The following is a 16,938-nucleotide window of genomic DNA, read 5'->3' as shown; positions in this document are numbered from 1 at the left end:
GGTATTCGGTGTTGCTCCTTCCCCTTCCGGGGGAAGGCGGGGATGGGGGCACGACGGCTTCAGGGCCATGACGGTGCTGGAGGCCGTCAGCCCCCACCCCCGCCCTGCCCCGGGAGGGGAGGGAGAAAGACGGGGTCAGGCGGCTTTGCGCACGGAGGCCGCGCGTTGCGCCACCAACTCGCGCGTGCGCGGAATCAGCTCGCGCCCGTAGTCCAGCGCGTCCTCCAGCGGATCGAAGCCACGAATCAGGAAAGTCGTCACGCCCAGGTCGTAGTAGTCGAGCAGCGCATCGGCCACCTGCTCGGGCGTGCCGACCAGCGCGGTGCTGTTCGAGCGCCCGCCGATCTCCTGCGCCACCGCGGTCCACAGGCGCTTGTCCACGCGCGGGCCCTTGTCGGCCGCGGCCAGCAGGCGCTTGGCGCCTTCGCTTTGCTGCGGGCCGCCGCGGTTGTAGCCCTGCACCACGCGCAGGCGCTTGGTCTCCGCGAGGATGCTTTCGGCACGCGCCCACGCGGCTTCCTCGGTCTGCGCCACGATCGGGCGGAACGACACCGAGAAGCGCACGCTGCGCCCATGCCTGGCCGCCTCGGCGCGCACGCGCGTGGTGAGCTCGCGCGCCTGGTCGAGCGACTCGCCCCACAGCGCATACACATCGGCGTACTTGCCCGCCACGGGAATCGCGGCCTCGGAAGCACCGCCGAAGTACACCGGCACATGCGGCTTGCCGTTGCGCGTCTGCAGCGGCTTCACCTCGGAGAACGCGTTCTGGAACCGGTAGTGCGCGCCCTCGTGGTCGAACGGCTTCTCGGCCGTCCACACCTTGTGCAGCACCTCGAGGTATTCGTCGGTTCGGGCATAGCGCTGGTCGTGGCCGAGCCAGTCGCCGTCGCGGCGCTGCTCTTCGTCGGAGCCGCCCGAGATGTAGTGCACGCCAAGACGCCCGCCGCTGAACTGGTCGAGCGAGGCGAACTGCCGCGCGGCCAGCGTGGGCGCCACGAAGCCGGGGCGGTGCGCCAGCATGAAGTGGATGCGCTCGGTCACCGAGGCGGCGTAGGCCACGGTGAGGGTGGCGTCGGGGCTGGTCGAATGGTGCGGCACCAGCACGCGGTCGAAACCGGCCTGCTCGTGGGCCTGCGCGAAGGCGCGCACGTAGTCGCGGTCGAGCGAGGGGCCCTTGGCCGCGTGGATCTCCGAGACCTTCTGGCCCTGGATCATGCCGATGAATTCGACGCCGTCCGGTTGTTGCTGGCTCATGGTGTTGTCCTTTTCGAGTGGGAGGTGGGTCTGGCGTATCAGGCGAATCAAGCGGCCGGCAGGCGCAGCACGTTCTCGAAGCTGCGGTCCCACAGGGGCTTCACATCGGCGGGCCCGTCGAGCACGCCGATCTTCAGAAAGGTGTCGGCCACCTCCTGGTGGCTGCGCACGACCGCGTCGCTCACCGGGCCCAGGCTGTAGTCGCCACTGCGGCCGTTGAAGAGCTCGACGATGTCGCCGACGGGCACGCGCGTTTCCGCCGACTGCGCACGGGCGTAGGCCAGGAAGTTGCCGTTGATCCAGGCGAAGGCGCGCTGCAGGCGCTGCAGCAGGTCGGCCAGTGCGGCGCGGCGCAGGCTGTCGTCGAGCGCGCGCGGGTTGGCGTAGATGGGGAAGTTGCCCGACAGGTAGCCCACGCCGGTCTTGATGGTGCGCGCGCCGTACTGGGTGCGCGCCAGCTGGCCGTTGTAGCCGTAGATGGCCCAGGCATCGAGGTCGCCGCGCGCGAAGGCCGAGAGGCCGTCCGACGGCGTGAGGCTCACGGCCTGGATGTCGCTGAACGACAGGCCCGCTTCGGCCAGCTGCCTGGCCAGGTAGTAATGCGAGGTGGTGGCGCGCACGTAGCCCACGCGCTTGCCCTTGAGGTCGGCAATGGTGCGGATGGGCGCGTCCTTGCGCGCCAGCGTGGCCTGGTTGTTCAGGTCCTCATGCGTCACGGCCACCAGCTTCACGCTGGACTTCTGGCGCGCAGCGAACACCGGCGGGATCTCGCTGCCCGAGCCCAGGTCGAGCGCGTCGCCGTTGATGGCCTCGATGTGCAGCACGCCGTTGTTCAGCTCGCGCCAGTCGATCTTGTAGGGCGTGCCGGCCTGCCCCGAGGCCGTGAGCAGCGGCCGCCACAGGCCCTTGTAGGTGCCCACGCGCAGCGTGACGCCCGACAGGTCGCGCGAAGGCGCGGCGGCCTGCGACCACGCGGCGGTGCCGGTGGCGGCGAGTGCCGCGGCGGCTTGCAGCAGGCGTCGCCGGTCCAAGGGGAAATCTGGTTTCATAGACCGAACCGTACCGAGACGGGGGCCGCAGGCGAACGCAGAAAAACGAGTTTGCATATGCGGGATGCATCGTTTTCCGGCGCGAGGCCGCCCGCTACCGTGCAGGCACCATGAGTGCACTCCCCTTGCGCCGCGCGCCGGCAACGCCTGACATCCTTCCTTCGGCACCTGCCGTGCCCGCCACGGTGGACGCCGCCGTGCTGGCCCGGCTGACGGCCCAGTTCGCCTCCACCGCGGCCGACCACGACCGCAGCGGCGCCTTTCCGCGCGAGAACTTCCATGCGCTGCAGGCGCACGGGCTCATCGGCCTGGTCGCGCCCGCCGAACACGGCGGCGGCGGTGCCACGCTGGCGACCGCGCGGCGCGTGATTGCAGCGGTGGCGCGCGGCGAGCCCGCCACGGCGCTGATCCTCACCATGACTTACCTGCAGCACCACGCGCTGACGCGCCCCGACAGCCGCTGGCCCGCGCATTTGCGTGAACAGGTGACGCGCGATGCGGTCGAGCACGGCGCGTTGATCAACGCCCTGCGCGTGGAGCCCGCGCTGGGCTCGCCGGCCCGCGGTGGCCTGCCGGGCACCGTGGCGCGCCAAGTGCGCGAAGGCCAGGGCAAGAGTTGGAAGATCGACGGCCACAAGCTCTACACCACCGGCATCGAAGGCCTGGGCTGGCTCGCGGTGTGGGCCCGCACGGACGAGGCCACGCCTCGCACCGGCGTGTTCCTGGTGCCGCGCGACGCACCCGGCGTGCGCGTGATCGCGAGCTGGGACCACCTGGGCCTGCGCGCCTCGGGCAGCCACGAGGTGGTGTTCGAGAACGTCGCCATCGACCTCGACCATGCCGTCGACCTGCGCGCACCGGCCGACTGGGCGCCCGATGCGGGCAGCCAGACCGACATCGACGCGCACGCCACGCAGCAGGCCTGGATGACGGTGCTGCTCGGCAGCCTCTACGACGCCGTGGCCACGGCCGCGCGCGACTGGCTGGCGGGCTTTTTGAACCAGCGCGCACCGGGCAGCCTGGGCGCGCCGCTGGCCAGCCTGGCGCGCGTGCAGGAGCACGTGGGCGAGATCGAGGCGCTGCTGCGAACCAACCGCGTGCTGCTCGACGACGCCACGGCGGCGGTCGACGGCGGCCATGCACAACCCGCCGCCGACAGCGGCCTGCTCAAGTACAGCGTGACGGGCAACGCCATTCGCGCGGTCGAACTGGCGCTGCAGCTCAGCGGCAACCACGGCCTCACGCGCGCGAACCCGCTGGAGCGGCACTACCGCGACGTGCTGTGCAGCCGCATCCACACGCCGCAGAACGACGCGATCCTGGTGGCGGCGGGCAAGCGCGCGCTGCTCGCTTCGGGAGCTGCTGCATGACCTCGCTGCTGTTCTCCGCGGCCTCGCGCCGCCACTGGCTCAAGCAAGGCGTGGCGCTCTCGCTGGGTGCCGTTGGCGCCGCCGGTTCGCTGCGCGCGTTTGCGCAGCCGCAGACCACGCTGGTGCTCGGCGACCAGGCGGGCGGCCTTCGCTCGCTGTTCGAGGCATCGAAGGCGCTCGAGGGCGCTCCCTTCGCCTACCGCTGGGCCAACTTCCAGGGCGCGGCGCCGCTCTTCGAGGCGCAGCGCAGCTCGGCCGTCGACACGGCCATGGCGGGCGACCTGCCCGTGCTGGCCGCGGCCGTCGGCAAGACGCCGCTGAAGATCGTCGCCACGCGCGTCGGCAAGGCCGATTCGCTGGGCATCGTGGTCCAGCCCGGCTCCAGGCTGCGCAGCGTGGCCGACCTGCGCGGACAGACCGTGATCGTCTCGTCGGCGCGCGGCAGCATCTCGCAGTACCAGCTGTACGGTGCACTCGAAGAGGCCGGCGTGAAGCGCGAGGAGGTGACGGTGAAGTTCGTGCTGCCGACCGACGCGGCCGCCGCGTTCGCGTTGAAGCAGATCGACGCATGGGCCGTGTTCGATCCGTACTACACGATCGCGCTGCAGCAGGGCGGCCGCATCCTGCGCGACGGGCGCGGCATCAACACGGCGCTGGGCTTCATCACCGCCACCGAGTCGTCGCTGGCCGACCCGGCCAGGCGCGCGGCCATCGTGCAGTTTCTCGAGCGGCTCGGCCGTGCCGGCGACTGGGCCCTGGCCAACCCCGAAGCCTATGCGCAGGCCTACAGCCAGCTCACGCGGCTGCCCATCGAGTCGTCGCGCCTCATCACCGCGCGCGCGTCGGTGGCGGGCCGGCCGGTGAGCGAGGCGGACATCGTCGCGCTGCAGGCCGTGGCCGACCGCTCGGCGCGCGACGGCATCCTGCCGGTGCGGGTGGACGTGCGCGCGATCACCGACACGACCGTGTGGAAGCGCCCGGCGTGACGGGGCCTTCTTCGATCGCGCCGCTGCGCGAATTCGTCGGCGCCTTCGGCCGGCTGCTCGACGGCGCGCCCGACGAGCCCCGCATCCTCTCGGAAGGCGGCGCGCTGCTGCGCACGCTGGTGGCGCGCGACGACTGGCTGCCCGATGCCTTCGCGCAGCCCGACCCGGCGCGCTACCAGCAATTCCTGCTGCACGCGGACAGCACCGAGCGCTTCTCGGTCGTGAGCTTCGTGTGGGGGCCGGGGCAGGCCACGCCGGTGCACGACCACACGGTGTGGGGGCTGATCGGCATGCTGCGCGGGGCGGAGTACAGCCAGGGCTTCGTGTTCGACCCCGAAGGCCACGCGCAGCCCCGGGGCGAGGCGGTGCGGCTCGACGCGGGCGACGTGGAGGCCGTGTCGCCCACCGTCGGCGACCTGCACCGCGTGCACAACGCGCACGCCGACCGCGTGTCGATCAGCATCCATGTCTACGGCGCCAACATCGGCGCCGTGCGGCGGCATACTTACCCGACGGAGGGTGGCCGCAAGCCCTTCGTCTCCGGATACTCCAACACGCTGCTGCCCAACTTGTGGGACCGCAGCGCCGAACTCAGGTCCAGCTCCACACTCGCATGACGACTTCCGCCTTTTCCGTTCTGTCCTTCGCCGCGGTGCGCGAGCGCCTCATCGCGCGCGACGAAATCGCCCTGCTCGACGTGCGCGAGGAAGACCCGTTCGCGCAGGAACACCCGCTGTGGGCCGCGAACCTGCCGCTGTCGCGCACCGAGATCGAAGCCTGGCGGCGCATTCCGCGGCGCGACACCCTGATCGTGCTGTACGGCGAACACGACGGCACCGACCTGGCGCCGCTGGCCGCGAAGACCTTCGCCACGCTGGGCTACACGAACGTGCACCTGCTCGAAGGCGGCCTCGAAGGCTGGCGCCGGGCCGGCGGCGAACTGTTCCGCGACGTGAACGTGCCGAGCAAGTCCTTCGGCGAACTGGTCGAGCACGAACGGCACACGCCCTCGCTCTCCGCGCCCGAGGTGAAGGCGCTGGTCGAGGGCAAGGCCGATGTGGTGGTGCTCGACGCGCGCCGCTTCGACGAATACCGGACGATGAGCATTCCGTCGGCCACCAGCGTGCCCGGCGCCGAGCTGGTGCTGCGCGTGCGCGAGCTGGCGCCCGACCCGGCCACGCAGGTCATCGTGAATTGCGCGGGCCGCACGCGCAGCATCATCGGCACGCAGTCATTGGTGAACGCGGGCATTCCGAACCCGGTGGCGGCGCTGCGCAACGGCACGATCGGCTGGAAGCTCGCGGGGCAGGTGCTGGACCACGGCGCCACGCGCCAGGCGCCTGCCACCGTTTCCGAAGCACACCGCGCCCAGGCGCAGGCCGATGCGCGGCGCGTGGCCGACCTGGCCGGCGTGCGCCGCACCGCGCTCGACGCGTTGCACACGCTCGAGGCGCCGGGGCGCACCGTGTACCGCTTCGACGTGCGAACGCCCGAGGAATACGCGGCGGGCCACCTGCCCGGCTTTGCCAGCGCGCCCGGCGGGCAGCTGGTGCAGGAAACCGACCACCAGGTGCCGGTGCGTGGCGCGCGCATCGTGCTGGCGGACGACGACGGCGTGCGCGCGTCGATGAGCGCATCGTGGCTCGCGCAGATGGGCTGGGAGGTGTACGTGCCCGATGCCGTGCCGACGCTGGCGGACCTCACCGAAACGGCGGCGCCCGCCACTGCGCACCCGCCGGTCGCGGCCGTCGTGGGAGAAGTCACGCCGGCCGAACTGGCTGCGCTGCTGAAGCAGGAGGGCACGGCGTTGATCGACGTGACCACCGGCATCAACTACGTGAAGCGCCACATTCCGGGTGCCTGGTTCGTGATTCGCGCGCAGTTGCCGCATGCGGTGGATGCCGTCATTCCCGCGTCGCGGCGCTACGTGCTGACCTGCGGCAGCAGCCTGCTCGCGCGCTATGCCGCGGCCGACCTGCGCGCGCTGCTCGATGCGCGCGGCCAACGCGGCGTGGAGGTGCTGGTGCTCACCGGCGGCAACACGGCATGGTTTGCCGCGGGCCTCGAAGCGGAAACCGGCGAGACGCGGCTGGGCACGCCGCGCACCGACCGCTATCGCCGGCCCTACGAGGGCACCGATGCGCCCACGGAGGCGATGCAGGCTTACCTGGACTGGGAATTCGGCCTGGTCGCGCAGCTGGGGCGCGACGGCACGCATCACTTCAAAGTGATCTGACCAGAACCGTCAGGCGCGCTGCGCCATCGCCGCGACCACGCACTGGCTGAAGGCCTGCGTGGCCGGCATCACCTCGCCGCCCTTCTTGGTGATCTCGAAGAACTCCAGCGAAACGAGCGGGTCCGCAAGCGGCACGAGGTTCAGCGCATAGCGGGACGCGGCCGCCGCCACGAAGGACGGCAGGATGGCACTGCCCGCGCCCGCCTCCACCATCGCAAGCACGGTGTGCAGATGGTTGAAGGCCCTGCGCGGCTCGTTGCCGCGCCCGATGGCGGTGAGGTGGGAGTCGACCAGCTGCTGGATCGGGTTGTCGATGGGCAGGCACACGAGCGCCACGCCGTCCAGGTCGCGCCAGGCCACGCCGCGCGGTGTGCGAGAGGCGGCGGCTTTCGGGGTCCGGGTGGCCTTCGCGGTCCTGGTCACCTGGGTGGCCTCTCGGCTCACGAGCACGAGATCGGTCTTCAGCAGCGGCTGCCGGCGGATGCCGCTGGCCGCCTGCAGGAACACGCCGTAGCCCACGTCGATCTGCGCTTCTTGCACGCGGTCCTGGATCTGCGCGCGGTCCAGGTCGTGCACCTCGACCATCACGCCGGGGTGCGTGCGGGAAAACGCCTCGCACGCGGCGGGCAGCAGGCAGGACGCCACCAGCGGCGTGGCGCCGACCGACAGCGTCTGCTGGCGCGATTCCGAAAGACGCCCCAGCGCCGCGGCCGCGCCGTCGAGCTCCGCCAGCACGCGCGTGGCCACGGGCACGAAGGCGCGGCCCGCCGGCGTGAGCGAGACCGCCCGGGTGGTCCGGTCGAAGAGCCGGCAATCGAGCTGCGCCTCGACGTCGCGCAGCATGCTGCTCAGGCCGGCCTGCGTGATGTGAAGTTGCTCGGCCGCGCGCGTGAAGCTCTGCAGCCGCGCGATGGCCAGGAAGGCCCTGATCTGGCGCTGGGACAGGTTCATCGGTCGTCGGTCACCAATTGATAAATTCTGCTTGTCAGTTCAGATGGTTTTCAGATTTTACTAATTGATGGGAACGCGCTGGAATGCGGGCATCAGGCAAAGGCCTGCCGCACACCTCAGGACAAACGGGACACCAGATGAGACATACACCCTTCGCGCAGTGCGCACCGCGCGCGCTGACGCGCCTTGGCCTTGCATTGACCGCCTTCGCCACTCTCGGCCTCAGCGCGGCTGCCAACGCGGCACCCACCGACTTTCCCGACAAGCCGATCACCGTCGTCGTGCCCTTTCCCGCCGGCGGGCCGACCGACGCCAGCGCCCGGCTGTTCGCGCGCGCCATGGGCGACAATCTGGGCCAGCCGATCGTCGTGGACAACCGCGCGGGCGCGGCCGGCACTGTCGGCAGCGCCTGGGTGGCGCGCGCCGGCGCGGACGGCTACACGCTGCTCTGGGGCGGCACCAGCACGCTGGCCGTCGCGCCCAAGCTCTACAAGAACCTGAAGTACGACGCCAAGTCGTTCATTCCGGTGGGCATGGCGCTGCGCGGACCGCTCATGCTGGCGGGCCGGCAAGGCCTGGCGCCCAACACGCTGCCCGAGCTGCTCAAGTACGCGAAGGACCAGGCCCTGACCGTGGGCAGCGCCGGCAACGGCTCCATCGGGCACCTGGCCACCGAGTACCTGAAGGAGCGCGCGCACATTCCGCTGACCCACGTGCCGTACCGCGGCGGCAGCCCCGCCATCACCGATGCGCTGGGCGGGCAGATCGACCTGGTGTTCGACACGGCGGCGGCGCTCGCGCCCTATATCAAGAGCGGAAAGCTCAAGGCCTACGCGGTGACGGGCGCGCAGCCCTATGCGCCGCTGCCGCAGGTTGCGCTGATGAAATCGGCCGTCGACGGCTACGAGGCCTATTCGTGGTTCGGGCTGGTGGCCCCCGCGAACACGCCCGCGCCGGTGGTGCAGAAGCTGTCGCAGGCCTTTGCCAAGGCGGCGCAGTCGGACGAGGTGCGGCGCGAACTGGCCGCCACGGGCGTGGAGCCCGGCGTGGCCGGCGCGGCGGAATTTGCCAAGGTCATCGGGGCGGACTTTGCCAAGTGGTCCGCCCTGATCACGCGCGCCAACGTGCGCGCGGACGACTGACACACGCACCGAAGGCAAGACCATGAAGCAAAAGATCCTGATCGCCGGCGCGGGGCTCGGCGGCCTGACCGCGGCGCTGGCATTGATCCGCCGCGGCCACGAGGTGCACGTGTTCGAGCAGGCCCAGGCGCTGGGCGAAGTGGGCGCGGGTCTGCAGCTCAGCGCCAACGCAACGCGCATCTTCGCCGACCTGGGCGTGGCGCAGGCACTGCGCGAGCGGGCCAGCGAACCCGCGGGCAAGGAAGTGAGGCTGTGGAACACCGGGCAGACCTGGAAGCTGTTCGACCTGGGCGCGGAATCCATCGCGCAGTACGGGCACCCCTACTACACGATGTACCGGCCGGACCTGCACCAGGTGCTCGTCGACGCGGTGACAAGCGCCCAGCCCGGCGCCATCGTGCTCGGTGCGCGCTGTGAAGGTTTCGAGAGCACCAGTACCGGCACCAGCACGGGCGTGGCGCTACAGCTTGCCGGTGGCCGGCGCATCGAAGGCGACCTGCTGGTCGGCGCGGACGGTGTGCATTCGCGCATTCGCGCGCAGCTCTTCGGCGGCGATGCGCCCGCGTTCTCCGGCTGCCTGGCATGGCGCGGCGTCATTCCGGCGCAGCGGTTGCCCGAGCGGCTGCGCCGGCCCGTGGCCACCAACTGGATCGGGCCCGGCGGGCACGTCATTCACTACCCGCTGCGGCGCGGCGAACTCGTGAACTTCGTGGGCATCGTCGAGCGCGGCGACTGGACCCAGGAGTCGTGGACCACCGCGGGCACCGTGGCCGAGTGCGCCGGCGATTTCGCGGGCTGGCATGAAGACGTGCAGACGCTCATCCGCAGCATCGAGACGCCGTACAAATGGGCGCTGATGCAGCGCGAGCCCATGAGCCGCTGGTCGGTCGGCCGGGTCACGCTGCTGGGGGATGCGTGCCACCCCACGCTGCCGTTCCTCGCGCAGGGTGCGGCCATGGCGATCGAGGACGGCGCGATGCTCGCGCGATGCATCGATGCCGGCGCGGCCGATGTCGAGCGGGCCCTGGTGCGCTACGAGCAGGCCCGGACCGAACGCACCTCGCGCATCGTGCGCGGCTCTTCGGAGAACGCGCGGCGCTTTCACAACCCGGCGCTGGCATCGGTGGAAGGCGCGGTCGCGTATGTCGACAAGGAGTGGAGCGAAGCGCGCATCCGCGAGCGGTATGACTGGCTCTTCGACTACAAGGTCGATCAGGTGGCGCTGCCCGCCGCATAGCGGGCAAAGTGGGCGCGGTGGGCGCGGTGGGCGAAAGCCGTTCGCTGAAAGCCGCCTGAAAGGCTGCGCGGCGTGCCCGCTTGCAACGGGCCGGTCACACTGTTGCGCGCGGGTAAAGGGCGTCATCCGGCAGGCAGGCGGGGCGTTGGTTGTGCATACCGACAACAACTCCCAGGAGCTTCGCCATGAGATCCCCTCTGCTTCTCGCCTTGTCCGCCGCCGCGCTGGCGGCGACCCTGACCGGTTGCGTGGTTGCACCGGCCCAACCGGTGTACGCAGCGCCGCCCGGCGTGGCCTACGTGGCGCCTACCTATGTGTCACCGGGTGTCGGGTTCGTGTGGGCCTATCACCCGCGATTCGGGTGGGGCTGGCGTCACCCCCAGTCCGGCTGGCACCGCGGCTGGAGGTAATGCCTAGAGCTTGAGAACTGCGGCGCATGACGCCGCGGTTCACCGGGCAGGTCAGCTCGGCTCGGCGCTCTTGAACAGCGCAGCGACCTTGCGCTTGCTCTTGATGTTGCTCGACACGCCGCGTGCGGGCGCTGCCTTTGCGGTGGCTTCCCACGCCGGCGTGGCGTCGGCCGGCGCACCCGGCTCGTAAGGCTTGTCGAAGAACGGGTCGCGCGGCGCCGAAGGCGCGCGGTGCGGGCGTCCGCCACCGCCGCGGCGAGCGTCGCTGCCGCTCAGGCTGCTGCTGCGTTCGCGCGGCTGGTCGAGCACGTCGCGTGCGTCGCCGGCTTCGCCTTCTTCACGCCAGTGGCGGCGTCCGTCGTTGATGCGGCCGCGCGGGCGGTCTTCCTCGAACTCGACCGGCTCGAGCTCGATCTTCTTCTTGATCAGCTTCTCGATGTCGGCCACCAGGCGCGCGTCGTTGCCGCCGCTGGCGAAGCTCACGGCCAGGCCCGAGGCGCCGGCACGGCCCGTGCGGCCGATGCGGTGCACGTAGTCTTCGGCGTTGAACGGAATGTCGAAGTTGAAGACCGCGGGCACGTCCTTGATGTCGAGGCCGCGGGCCGCAACGTCGGTGCACACCAGCAGGTCGACCTCGCCGGCCTTGAAGGCGGCGAGCGCCTTCAGGCGTTCGTCCTGGCTCTTGTCGCCGTGCAGTGCGGTGGTGCGGTGGCCGTCGCGTTCGAGCGAGCGCGCAAGGCGGGCGCAGCCCAGCTTGCTGTTGACGAACACGAAGGCCTGCGTGATGCCGCGCTGCTTCACGATCTGGGAGAGTGCGCGGCGCTTGTCGTCGTCGCTCACGCTGAAGAAGCGCTGCTCGACGGTGGAGGCCGTTTCGTTCGGGCGCGCCACTTCGATGGTGACCGGGTTCTGCAGGTAGCTGCCGGCGAGGCGCTTGATTTCGGGCGAGAACGTGGCCGAGAACAGCAGCGTGGTGCGCTGCTTGGGCAGGTAGCTCAGGATGCGCTGCAGGTCGGGCAGGAAGCCGATGTCCAGCATGCGGTCGGCTTCGTCGAGCACGACGTATTCGACCTGGTTGAGCACCGCGTTCTTGGCTTCGATGTGATCGAGCAGCCGACCCGGCGTGGCGACCAGCACTTCGACGCCCTTCTTCAGTTCCAGCGTCTGCGGCTTCATGTCGATGCCGCCGAACACGACCGTGCTGCGCAGGTTGGTGTACTTGGCGTACAGCTTGACCTGTTGGGCGACCTGGTCGGCCAGTTCGCGCGTGGGCAGCAGCACCAGGGCCCGGACCGGGTGCCGCGCGGGCGAGGTGGAGGCGTTTTCGTGCTTGAGCATGCGCTGGAGCAACGGGAGCGAGAACGCCGCCGTCTTGCCGGTACCGGTCTGGGCGGCGCCCATCACATCCTGGCCCGAAAGCACGACCGGAATGGCCTGCTCCTGGATGGGTGTCATGGTCTCGTAGCCCATTTCGGCCACGGCGCGCGCCAGCGGTTCCGCCAGCATCAGATTGGAGAAGGAGCTTGTCATTGAGCCCGCTATTGTCGCACTGCCGCAAAAAATGGCAGTGACTGCGGCGTGACAACGTCCGCGATGGCGGAATTGCTATTTATTCAATAGCATCAAACGCAGCGCTCATGCGCGCTTCAAGGCCATGCCGCTCAAAGGCTGCGTGCATTGAAGGTGTCGCACGACTTGATGTCGCCGCTTTGATACCCCGCGCCGAACCACCGTTGGCGCTGCGCGCTCGAGCCGTGGGTGAAGCTGTCGGGCACCACGGCACGGCCCGCGGAACGCTGCAGCGCGTCGTCGCCGATCTTCTGCGCGGCGTTCATCGCGGCCTCGATGTCGCCCGGGTCGAGCCACTTCTTCGACTCCTGCGAATGGTGGGCCCAGATGCCCGCGAAGCAGTCGGCCTGCAGCTCGACGCGCACGCTCATCGCGTTGTTCTGCGTCTGGCTCAGGCGGTTGCGCATGCCGTCGACCTTGGCGGTGATGCCGAGCTCGTCCTGAACGTGATGGCCAACCTCGTGCGCGATGACGTAGGCCTGCGCGAACTCGCCCGGCGCGCCGAGTTGGTTCTTCAGGGTGTCGTAGAAGCCCAGGTCGATGTAGACCTTCTGGTCGCCCGGGCAGTAGAACGGCCCCATGGCCGATTGGCCCGTGCCGCAGGCCGTGGGCGTGGCATTGCGGAACAGCACCAGGCGCGGTGCGTGGTACGTGCCGCCGTTCTGCTTGAAGATGCCCGTCCAGACCACTTCGGTGTTCTTGAGCACCGTGGAGACGAAGGCCGCCTCGCGGTCGCCCGACGGCGGCTTGGGCGCCGGGCCTTGCTGCTGTTGCTGCACCTGCGCGGGGCCACCGCCGCCGCTCAACAGGCTCAGCACGGTGAGCGGGTTGATGCCGAAGACCCAGCCCGCGATCAGCGCGACCGCGATGGTGCCGATACCGATGCCGCGACCGCCGATGAAGCCGCCACCACCACCGCCGCCACCGCCTTCACCGCGGCGGTCTTCGACGTTGTCCGATTGTTCGTTGCCTTCCCATCTCATCGCGCTCTCCTTGCCGGCCTGTTTGCAGGAGTATTGGCCGGTGTTCGCAGGATGGTACTTGCCCCGGCGCCCGCCCGGGGTAACCGGGCGTCAGCGCCCGTCAGCGGCCGGCCCGCGGATCCGTCAGGTTTTCGGCAGAGTGACGCCGCGCTGGCCCTGGTACTTGCCGCCGCGGTCCTTGTAGCTGGTCTCGCAGACCTCGTCGCTCTCGAAGAACAGCACCTGCGCGCAGCCTTCGCCCGCGTAGATCTTGGCGGGCAGCGGCGTGGTGTTGCTGAACTCCAGCGTCACGTAGCCTTCCCACTCGGGCTCGAAGGGCGTCACGTTGACGATGATGCCGCAGCGCGCGTACGTGCTCTTGCCCAGGCAGATGGTCAGCACGTTGCGCGGGATGCGGAAGTACTCCACAGTGCGCGCCAGCGCGAAGCTGTTCGGCGGAATGATGCAGTAGTCGCCGTGCATGTCGACGAAGCTCTTCTCGTCGAAATTCTTCGGGTCGACCACGGTGCTGTGGATGTTGGTGAAGACCTTGAACTCAGGCGCGCACCGGATGTCGTAGCCGTAGCTCGAGGTGCCGTAGCTGATGATCTTGTGGCCCGCGGATTCGCGCACCTGGCCCGGTTCGAAGGGCTCGATCATTCCTTCGTTTTCGGCCATGCGCCGGATCCATTTGTCGCTCTTGATGCTCATATGCGCTCGCTGCTGCTGCGGGGGAATCGGGGGCGAATTGTGGCATGGGCGCCCCTGCACCCTCCCCCGGGCGCGGTTCAGCCCGCCTGCGAGATCACCGTGCGCTCGACCAGCCGGTCGTCGCCCAGCACGATCATCGCGAACAGCATTTCTTCCAGCGTGTTCGCCAGCTTCGTCTTGCGCGCCAGCAGCGGCGTGGCCGCCGGATCGAGCACCAGAAAGTCGGCCTCGCAGCCCGGCTGCAGGTTGCCGACCACGCCGTCGAGCCCCAGCGCGCGCGCCGCGCCGCCGGTGTGGCGCCACCAGAGTTCCGAAGGCGCAATGCTCAGGCCGGCCTTGGTCTGGCCCTCGCGGCCCACGTAGTACGCCGCCATCATGGTGTGGAAGGGGCTGAAGCTGGTGCCGCCGCCCACGTCGCTGGCCAGGCCGTAGGGATAGCCCGTGCGGTCGGCCGCGCCGAAGTCGAAGAAGCCGCTGCCCAGGAACAGGTTGCTGGTCGGGCTGACGGCCGCCGCCGTCTTGGTGTCGCGCAGCAGCGCGCGGTCGGTGTCGTCCAGGTAGATGCAGTGCGCGTACACGGCGCGCTCGCGCATCAGGCCGAAGCCGGCGTAAACGTCGAGGTACGAGCGCGACTGCGGATACAGCTCGCGCACCCACGCCACCTCGTCGCGGTTTTCCGCCACGTGCGACTGGATCCAGGTGTCGGCGTACTTCGCGGCCAGCTCGCCCGCGCCGCGCATCTGCGCGTCGGTGCTCGCGGGTGCGAAGCGCGGCGTGATGGCGTAGCCCAGCCGGTCGACGTTGTGCCACTTGCGGATCAGCGCCTCGGTGTCGACCAGGCTCTGCTCGGTCTGGTCGCGCACGCCGTCGGGCGAATTGCGGTCCTGCAGCACCTTGCCGGTGATCATGCGAAGCCCGCGGCGCTGGGCACCCTCGAAGAAGGCATCGACCGAGGCCACGTGCGAGGTGGCGAAGGTCAGCGAGGTGGTGACGCCGTTGCGCAGCAGCTCGTCGAAGAACACGTCGGCCACTTCGTTCGAATGCGCGGGGTCGGCGAACTTGCTTTCGGCCGGAAAGGTGTAGTTCTCGAGCCAGGGCAGCAGCCCCGGCGAGGGTGAACCGATGATGTCGGTCTGCGGAAAGTGGATGTGCATGTCCACGAAGCCCGGCGCGAGGATGCGCCCGGGCAGGTGGGTCACTTCGGCATCGGCATGGCGCGGCGCGACGGCGGCATGGCTGCCGGCATCGAGCACGCGCTGGCGGCCGGTGCTGTCGGGCGCGATCACCAGCAGGCCGTCTTCATCGAAAACGGGCTGGCCGGCGGCGTCGAATCGCAGGAGGGAGGCGCGGTAGGCTTTTTTCATCGTGGATGCGGAGGGTAATCCAGCCCTGCCGCCCCGCAATTTCCATGCGCATATGAGTGCTATATGCCTTGCGCACCCCCTCTGCCTGCGCCCCCTTGCCCCCTGGCCTCAATGCGGCAACGCGCGCGACTGGATGCCGAAGGGCACGCCGGTGGGCACCGGCCCGTCGGTGTCCTTGCGCTTGGTGAGCAGCCCGTACTTCGACTCGATGAAGTAGACGCGGTCGCCCAGCACCGCGCCGGACGACGGATCGTTCAGCCCCGTCACCACGGTCTGCAGCCCCAGCGTGTCGCTGCCTGTGCGTGCCACGGTGATCTGCCCGCCGCAGGGCCCGTCGCCGAAGGCATTGCTCTCGAACAGCACGAGCCGACCGGGCTTCCACGCGCGGATCGCGTCGACGTTCTTCAGCACGCGCGGCGCCTCGATGCGCACCACGTCACCGGCCCGGCCGTCGGCGCCAAGCCCGATGCGCAGCAGGTACGGCGCTGCCGCCACCAGGCTCACATAGACGCGCTGCCCGTCGATGGCGATGCCGTTCAGGCCCTTGTACGGGCCGGCGCCGGCCAGGGCCTCGTCTTCCTTCCACACCGTGAGCGCCTTGGCGCCCGGCACGAGCTTCAGCACGCGCGGGTGATAGGAGTCGGTCACGTAGAGATTGCCGTGCGCGTCCTGCGCAAGGTCGTTGCAGTAGCCGTCGTCGGGCATCGCGTAGCTCGCGCGCGGCGCGCCCGTGGCGAGGTCGTAGCGCTTGAGCGCGCTCGGTGTCTGCGGCACCGTGGTGAACCCGCTGCTGCCCGAGCAGACCCAGAGCGCTGCATGCGTCGCATCGACCAGCACGCCCTGCCCGTTGGCCAGCCCGTTGGCGCCGGGCTTCACCAGCACCTCGGCCTTCGGTGCCCCAGCCGACTTTGCCGGCTTCAGGCGCGCAACCGCCCCCTGGCGCCAGCTGCCCACGTAGAACGCGCCGTCCGGCCCGATGGCGACGCTTTCCGGATACCAGTCCTCGGGCAGCAGCTGGACCGCGGGCGGCGCGGCCACGGTCACGGCCGCAGCCAGCGCCAGCGACGCACCCGCGAACAAGCCCCGCGCGCTCATTGCCACACGCGGTACACCCGCCCCGTTTGCGGCCCTTCCACACTGCGCACGTAGGCCTGTGCAGCCCGCGCGGCCGGCACCGATTCGAAGCCCGGAAAGAACGGCCCGTACGACGGCAGCGACTCCGTCAGCACCGTCGGGCTCACCGCGTTGATGCGCAGGCCGCGCGGCAGTTCGATGGCCGCGCCGCGCACGAAGCCTTCCACCGCCGCATTCACCGCCGTCGCATTGGCGCCCTGCCGAATGGGCTCTTGCGCCACGATGCCGGTGGTCAGCGTGATCGAGCCGCCGTCGGCCAGCACGTGCTGCCCCAGCAGCGCCAGGCGCACCTGGCCGAGCAGCTTGTCCTGCAGGCCGGTGTTGAAGTCGGCCGGGCGCATCTCGCTCACCGGCCCGAAGAACAGGCCGCCCGCCGCCGACACGATCGCATCGACGCGCCCGACGGCCGCGTAGAGCGCCTCGACACTCGCATCGCTCGTGATGTCGACCTGATGGTCGCCGCGCGTGCGGCCCGCGCGAATCACCTCGTGGCCGCGCTCGGCCAGCGCCTGCGCCACCGCGCTGCCAACGGCGCCCGTGGCGCCCACAACCAGAACTCTCAT

The 16,938-nt window shown here is 70.0% G+C and carries 16 protein-coding genes; 7 read left to right on the top strand and 9 right to left on the bottom strand.

The window, feature by feature from the left end; translation table 11 throughout:
• Positions 1 to 135: 135 nt before the first annotated feature.
• Positions 136 to 1,254, bottom strand: a complete 1,119-nt coding sequence (locus BM013_RS20480) for an LLM class flavin-dependent oxidoreductase (RefSeq protein WP_093129471.1) — start codon at positions 1,252 to 1,254, stop codon at positions 136 to 138.
• A gap of 47 nt (positions 1,255 to 1,301) precedes the next feature.
• Positions 1,302 to 2,303: an ABC transporter substrate-binding protein gene (locus tag BM013_RS20475; RefSeq protein WP_093129470.1), complete on the bottom strand. Its 1,002-nt coding sequence runs from the start codon at positions 2,301 to 2,303 to the stop codon at positions 1,302 to 1,304.
• Between the two features lie 110 nt (positions 2,304 to 2,413).
• On the opposite strand from BM013_RS20475, the gene BM013_RS20470 reads away from it, so the two are divergent.
• The 4 genes from BM013_RS20470 to BM013_RS20455 are packed head-to-tail and all read left to right on the top strand — an operon-like array spanning position 2,414 to position 6,895.
• A complete protein-coding gene (locus BM013_RS20470; protein ID WP_093129469.1) occupies positions 2,414 to 3,673 on the top strand; it encodes an acyl-CoA dehydrogenase family protein in 1,260 nt (419 codons plus the stop codon).
• Entirely contained in the window at positions 3,670 to 4,659 is a 990-nt protein-coding gene (locus tag BM013_RS20465) for an ABC transporter substrate-binding protein (protein WP_093129468.1), read from the top strand. Before BM013_RS20470 ends, BM013_RS20465 begins: the two co-directional genes overlap by 4 nt.
• Positions 4,656 to 5,276 carry a cysteine dioxygenase family protein gene (locus BM013_RS20460; RefSeq protein WP_093129559.1) on the top strand — a complete coding sequence of 207 codons (621 nt, stop codon included), beginning with the start codon at positions 4,656 to 4,658 and terminating at the stop codon, positions 5,274 to 5,276. Before BM013_RS20465 ends, BM013_RS20460 begins: the two co-directional genes overlap by 4 nt.
• Positions 5,273 to 6,895, top strand: a complete 1,623-nt coding sequence (locus BM013_RS20455; protein ID WP_093129467.1) for a rhodanese-related sulfurtransferase — start codon at positions 5,273 to 5,275, stop codon at positions 6,893 to 6,895. Before BM013_RS20460 ends, BM013_RS20455 begins: the two co-directional genes overlap by 4 nt.
• Before the next feature lie 9 nt (positions 6,896 to 6,904).
• On the opposite strand, the gene BM013_RS20450 is transcribed toward BM013_RS20455, so the two are convergent.
• A complete protein-coding gene (locus BM013_RS20450; protein WP_093129466.1) occupies positions 6,905 to 7,846 on the bottom strand; it encodes a LysR family transcriptional regulator in 942 nt (313 codons plus the stop codon).
• Positions 7,847 to 7,983: 137 nt separating this feature from the next.
• On the opposite strand from BM013_RS20450, the gene BM013_RS20445 reads away from it, so the two are divergent.
• The 3 genes from BM013_RS20445 (at position 7,984) to BM013_RS20435 (ending at position 10,635) form a co-directional block, all read left to right on the top strand.
• Positions 7,984 to 8,988 carry a Bug family tripartite tricarboxylate transporter substrate binding protein gene (locus BM013_RS20445; RefSeq protein WP_093129465.1) on the top strand — a complete coding sequence of 335 codons (1,005 nt, stop codon included), beginning with the start codon at positions 7,984 to 7,986 and terminating at the stop codon, positions 8,986 to 8,988.
• 22 nt (positions 8,989 to 9,010) lie between these two features.
• Entirely contained in the window at positions 9,011 to 10,225 is a 1,215-nt protein-coding gene (locus tag BM013_RS20440) for an FAD-dependent monooxygenase (RefSeq protein WP_093129464.1), read from the top strand.
• 185 nt (positions 10,226 to 10,410) lie between these two features.
• The gene (locus tag BM013_RS20435) at positions 10,411 to 10,635 is read left to right on the top strand and encodes a hypothetical protein (protein ID WP_093129463.1); all 225 of its coding nucleotides are present in this window, start codon (positions 10,411 to 10,413) and stop codon (positions 10,633 to 10,635) included.
• A 51-nt stretch (positions 10,636 to 10,686) separates the two neighbouring features.
• Here BM013_RS20435 and BM013_RS20430 read toward each other — a convergent pair whose 3' ends face one another.
• The 6 genes from BM013_RS20430 to BM013_RS20405 all read right to left on the bottom strand — a co-directional run bounded on the left by BM013_RS20430 (position 10,687) and on the right by BM013_RS20405 (position 16,938).
• Positions 10,687 to 12,165, bottom strand: a complete 1,479-nt coding sequence (locus BM013_RS20430) for a DEAD/DEAH box helicase (protein ID WP_093129462.1) — start codon at positions 12,163 to 12,165, stop codon at positions 10,687 to 10,689.
• Between the two features lie 131 nt (positions 12,166 to 12,296).
• A complete protein-coding gene (locus tag BM013_RS20425; protein ID WP_093129461.1) occupies positions 12,297 to 13,187 on the bottom strand; it encodes a KPN_02809 family neutral zinc metallopeptidase in 891 nt (296 codons plus the stop codon).
• Positions 13,188 to 13,310: 123 nt separating this feature from the next.
• Entirely contained in the window at positions 13,311 to 13,877 is a 567-nt protein-coding gene (gene dcd, locus BM013_RS20420) for a dCTP deaminase (protein ID WP_093129460.1), read from the bottom strand.
• A 77-nt stretch (positions 13,878 to 13,954) separates the two neighbouring features.
• Positions 13,955 to 15,241 carry a guanine deaminase gene (guaD, locus tag BM013_RS20415; RefSeq protein WP_093129459.1) on the bottom strand — a complete coding sequence of 429 codons (1,287 nt, stop codon included), beginning with the start codon at positions 15,239 to 15,241 and terminating at the stop codon, positions 13,955 to 13,957.
• Positions 15,242 to 15,349: 108 nt separating this feature from the next.
• Complete coding sequence (locus BM013_RS20410) at positions 15,350 to 16,336, bottom strand: SMP-30/gluconolactonase/LRE family protein (protein WP_093129458.1); 987 nt, start codon at positions 16,334 to 16,336, stop codon at positions 15,350 to 15,352.
• Positions 16,333 to 16,938 carry a short chain dehydrogenase gene (locus BM013_RS20405; RefSeq protein ID WP_093129457.1) on the bottom strand — a complete coding sequence of 202 codons (606 nt, stop codon included), beginning with the start codon at positions 16,936 to 16,938 and terminating at the stop codon, positions 16,333 to 16,335. Before BM013_RS20405 ends, BM013_RS20410 begins: the two co-directional genes overlap by 4 nt.

It is taken from the genome of Variovorax sp. OK605 (genome assembly GCF_900115445.1).
Lineage (GTDB): Bacteria > Pseudomonadota > Gammaproteobacteria > Burkholderiales > Burkholderiaceae_C > Variovorax.
Note: the sequence above shows the minus strand (reverse complement) of the source record. Positions and strands in the feature narration are given on the sequence as shown.

Bases quoted from the DNA above. Each gene is read 5' to 3' on its own strand.
- BM013_RS20480 (WP_093129471.1), bottom strand. From the start codon at position 1,254: ATGAGCCAGCAACAACCGGACGGCGTCGAATTCATCGGCATGATCCAG.
- BM013_RS20475 (WP_093129470.1), bottom strand. From the start codon at position 2,303: ATGAAACCAGATTTCCCCTTGGACCGGCGACGCCTGCTGCAAGCCGCC.
- BM013_RS20470 (WP_093129469.1), top strand. From the start codon at position 2,414: ATGAGTGCACTCCCCTTGCGCCGCGCGCCGGCAACGCCTGACATCCTT.
- BM013_RS20465 (WP_093129468.1), top strand. From the start codon at position 3,670: ATGACCTCGCTGCTGTTCTCCGCGGCCTCGCGCCGCCACTGGCTCAAG.
- BM013_RS20455 (WP_093129467.1), top strand. From the start codon at position 5,273: ATGACGACTTCCGCCTTTTCCGTTCTGTCCTTCGCCGCGGTGCGCGAG.
- BM013_RS20450 (WP_093129466.1), bottom strand. From the start codon at position 7,846: ATGAACCTGTCCCAGCGCCAGATCAGGGCCTTCCTGGCCATCGCGCGG.
- BM013_RS20445 (WP_093129465.1), top strand. From the start codon at position 7,984: ATGAGACATACACCCTTCGCGCAGTGCGCACCGCGCGCGCTGACGCGC.
- BM013_RS20440 (WP_093129464.1), top strand. From the start codon at position 9,011: ATGAAGCAAAAGATCCTGATCGCCGGCGCGGGGCTCGGCGGCCTGACC.
- BM013_RS20435 (WP_093129463.1), top strand. From the start codon at position 10,411: ATGAGATCCCCTCTGCTTCTCGCCTTGTCCGCCGCCGCGCTGGCGGCG.
- BM013_RS20430 (WP_093129462.1), bottom strand. From the start codon at position 12,165: ATGACAAGCTCCTTCTCCAATCTGATGCTGGCGGAACCGCTGGCGCGC.
- BM013_RS20425 (WP_093129461.1), bottom strand. From the start codon at position 13,187: ATGAGATGGGAAGGCAACGAACAATCGGACAACGTCGAAGACCGCCGC.
- dcd (WP_093129460.1), bottom strand. From the start codon at position 13,877: ATGAGCATCAAGAGCGACAAATGGATCCGGCGCATGGCCGAAAACGAA.
- guaD (WP_093129459.1), bottom strand. From the start codon at position 15,241: ATGAAAAAAGCCTACCGCGCCTCCCTCCTGCGATTCGACGCCGCCGGC.
- BM013_RS20410 (WP_093129458.1), bottom strand. From the start codon at position 16,336: ATGAGCGCGCGGGGCTTGTTCGCGGGTGCGTCGCTGGCGCTGGCTGCG.
- BM013_RS20405 (WP_093129457.1), bottom strand. From the start codon at position 16,938: ATGAGAGTTCTGGTTGTGGGCGCCACGGGCGCCGTTGGCAGCGCGGTG.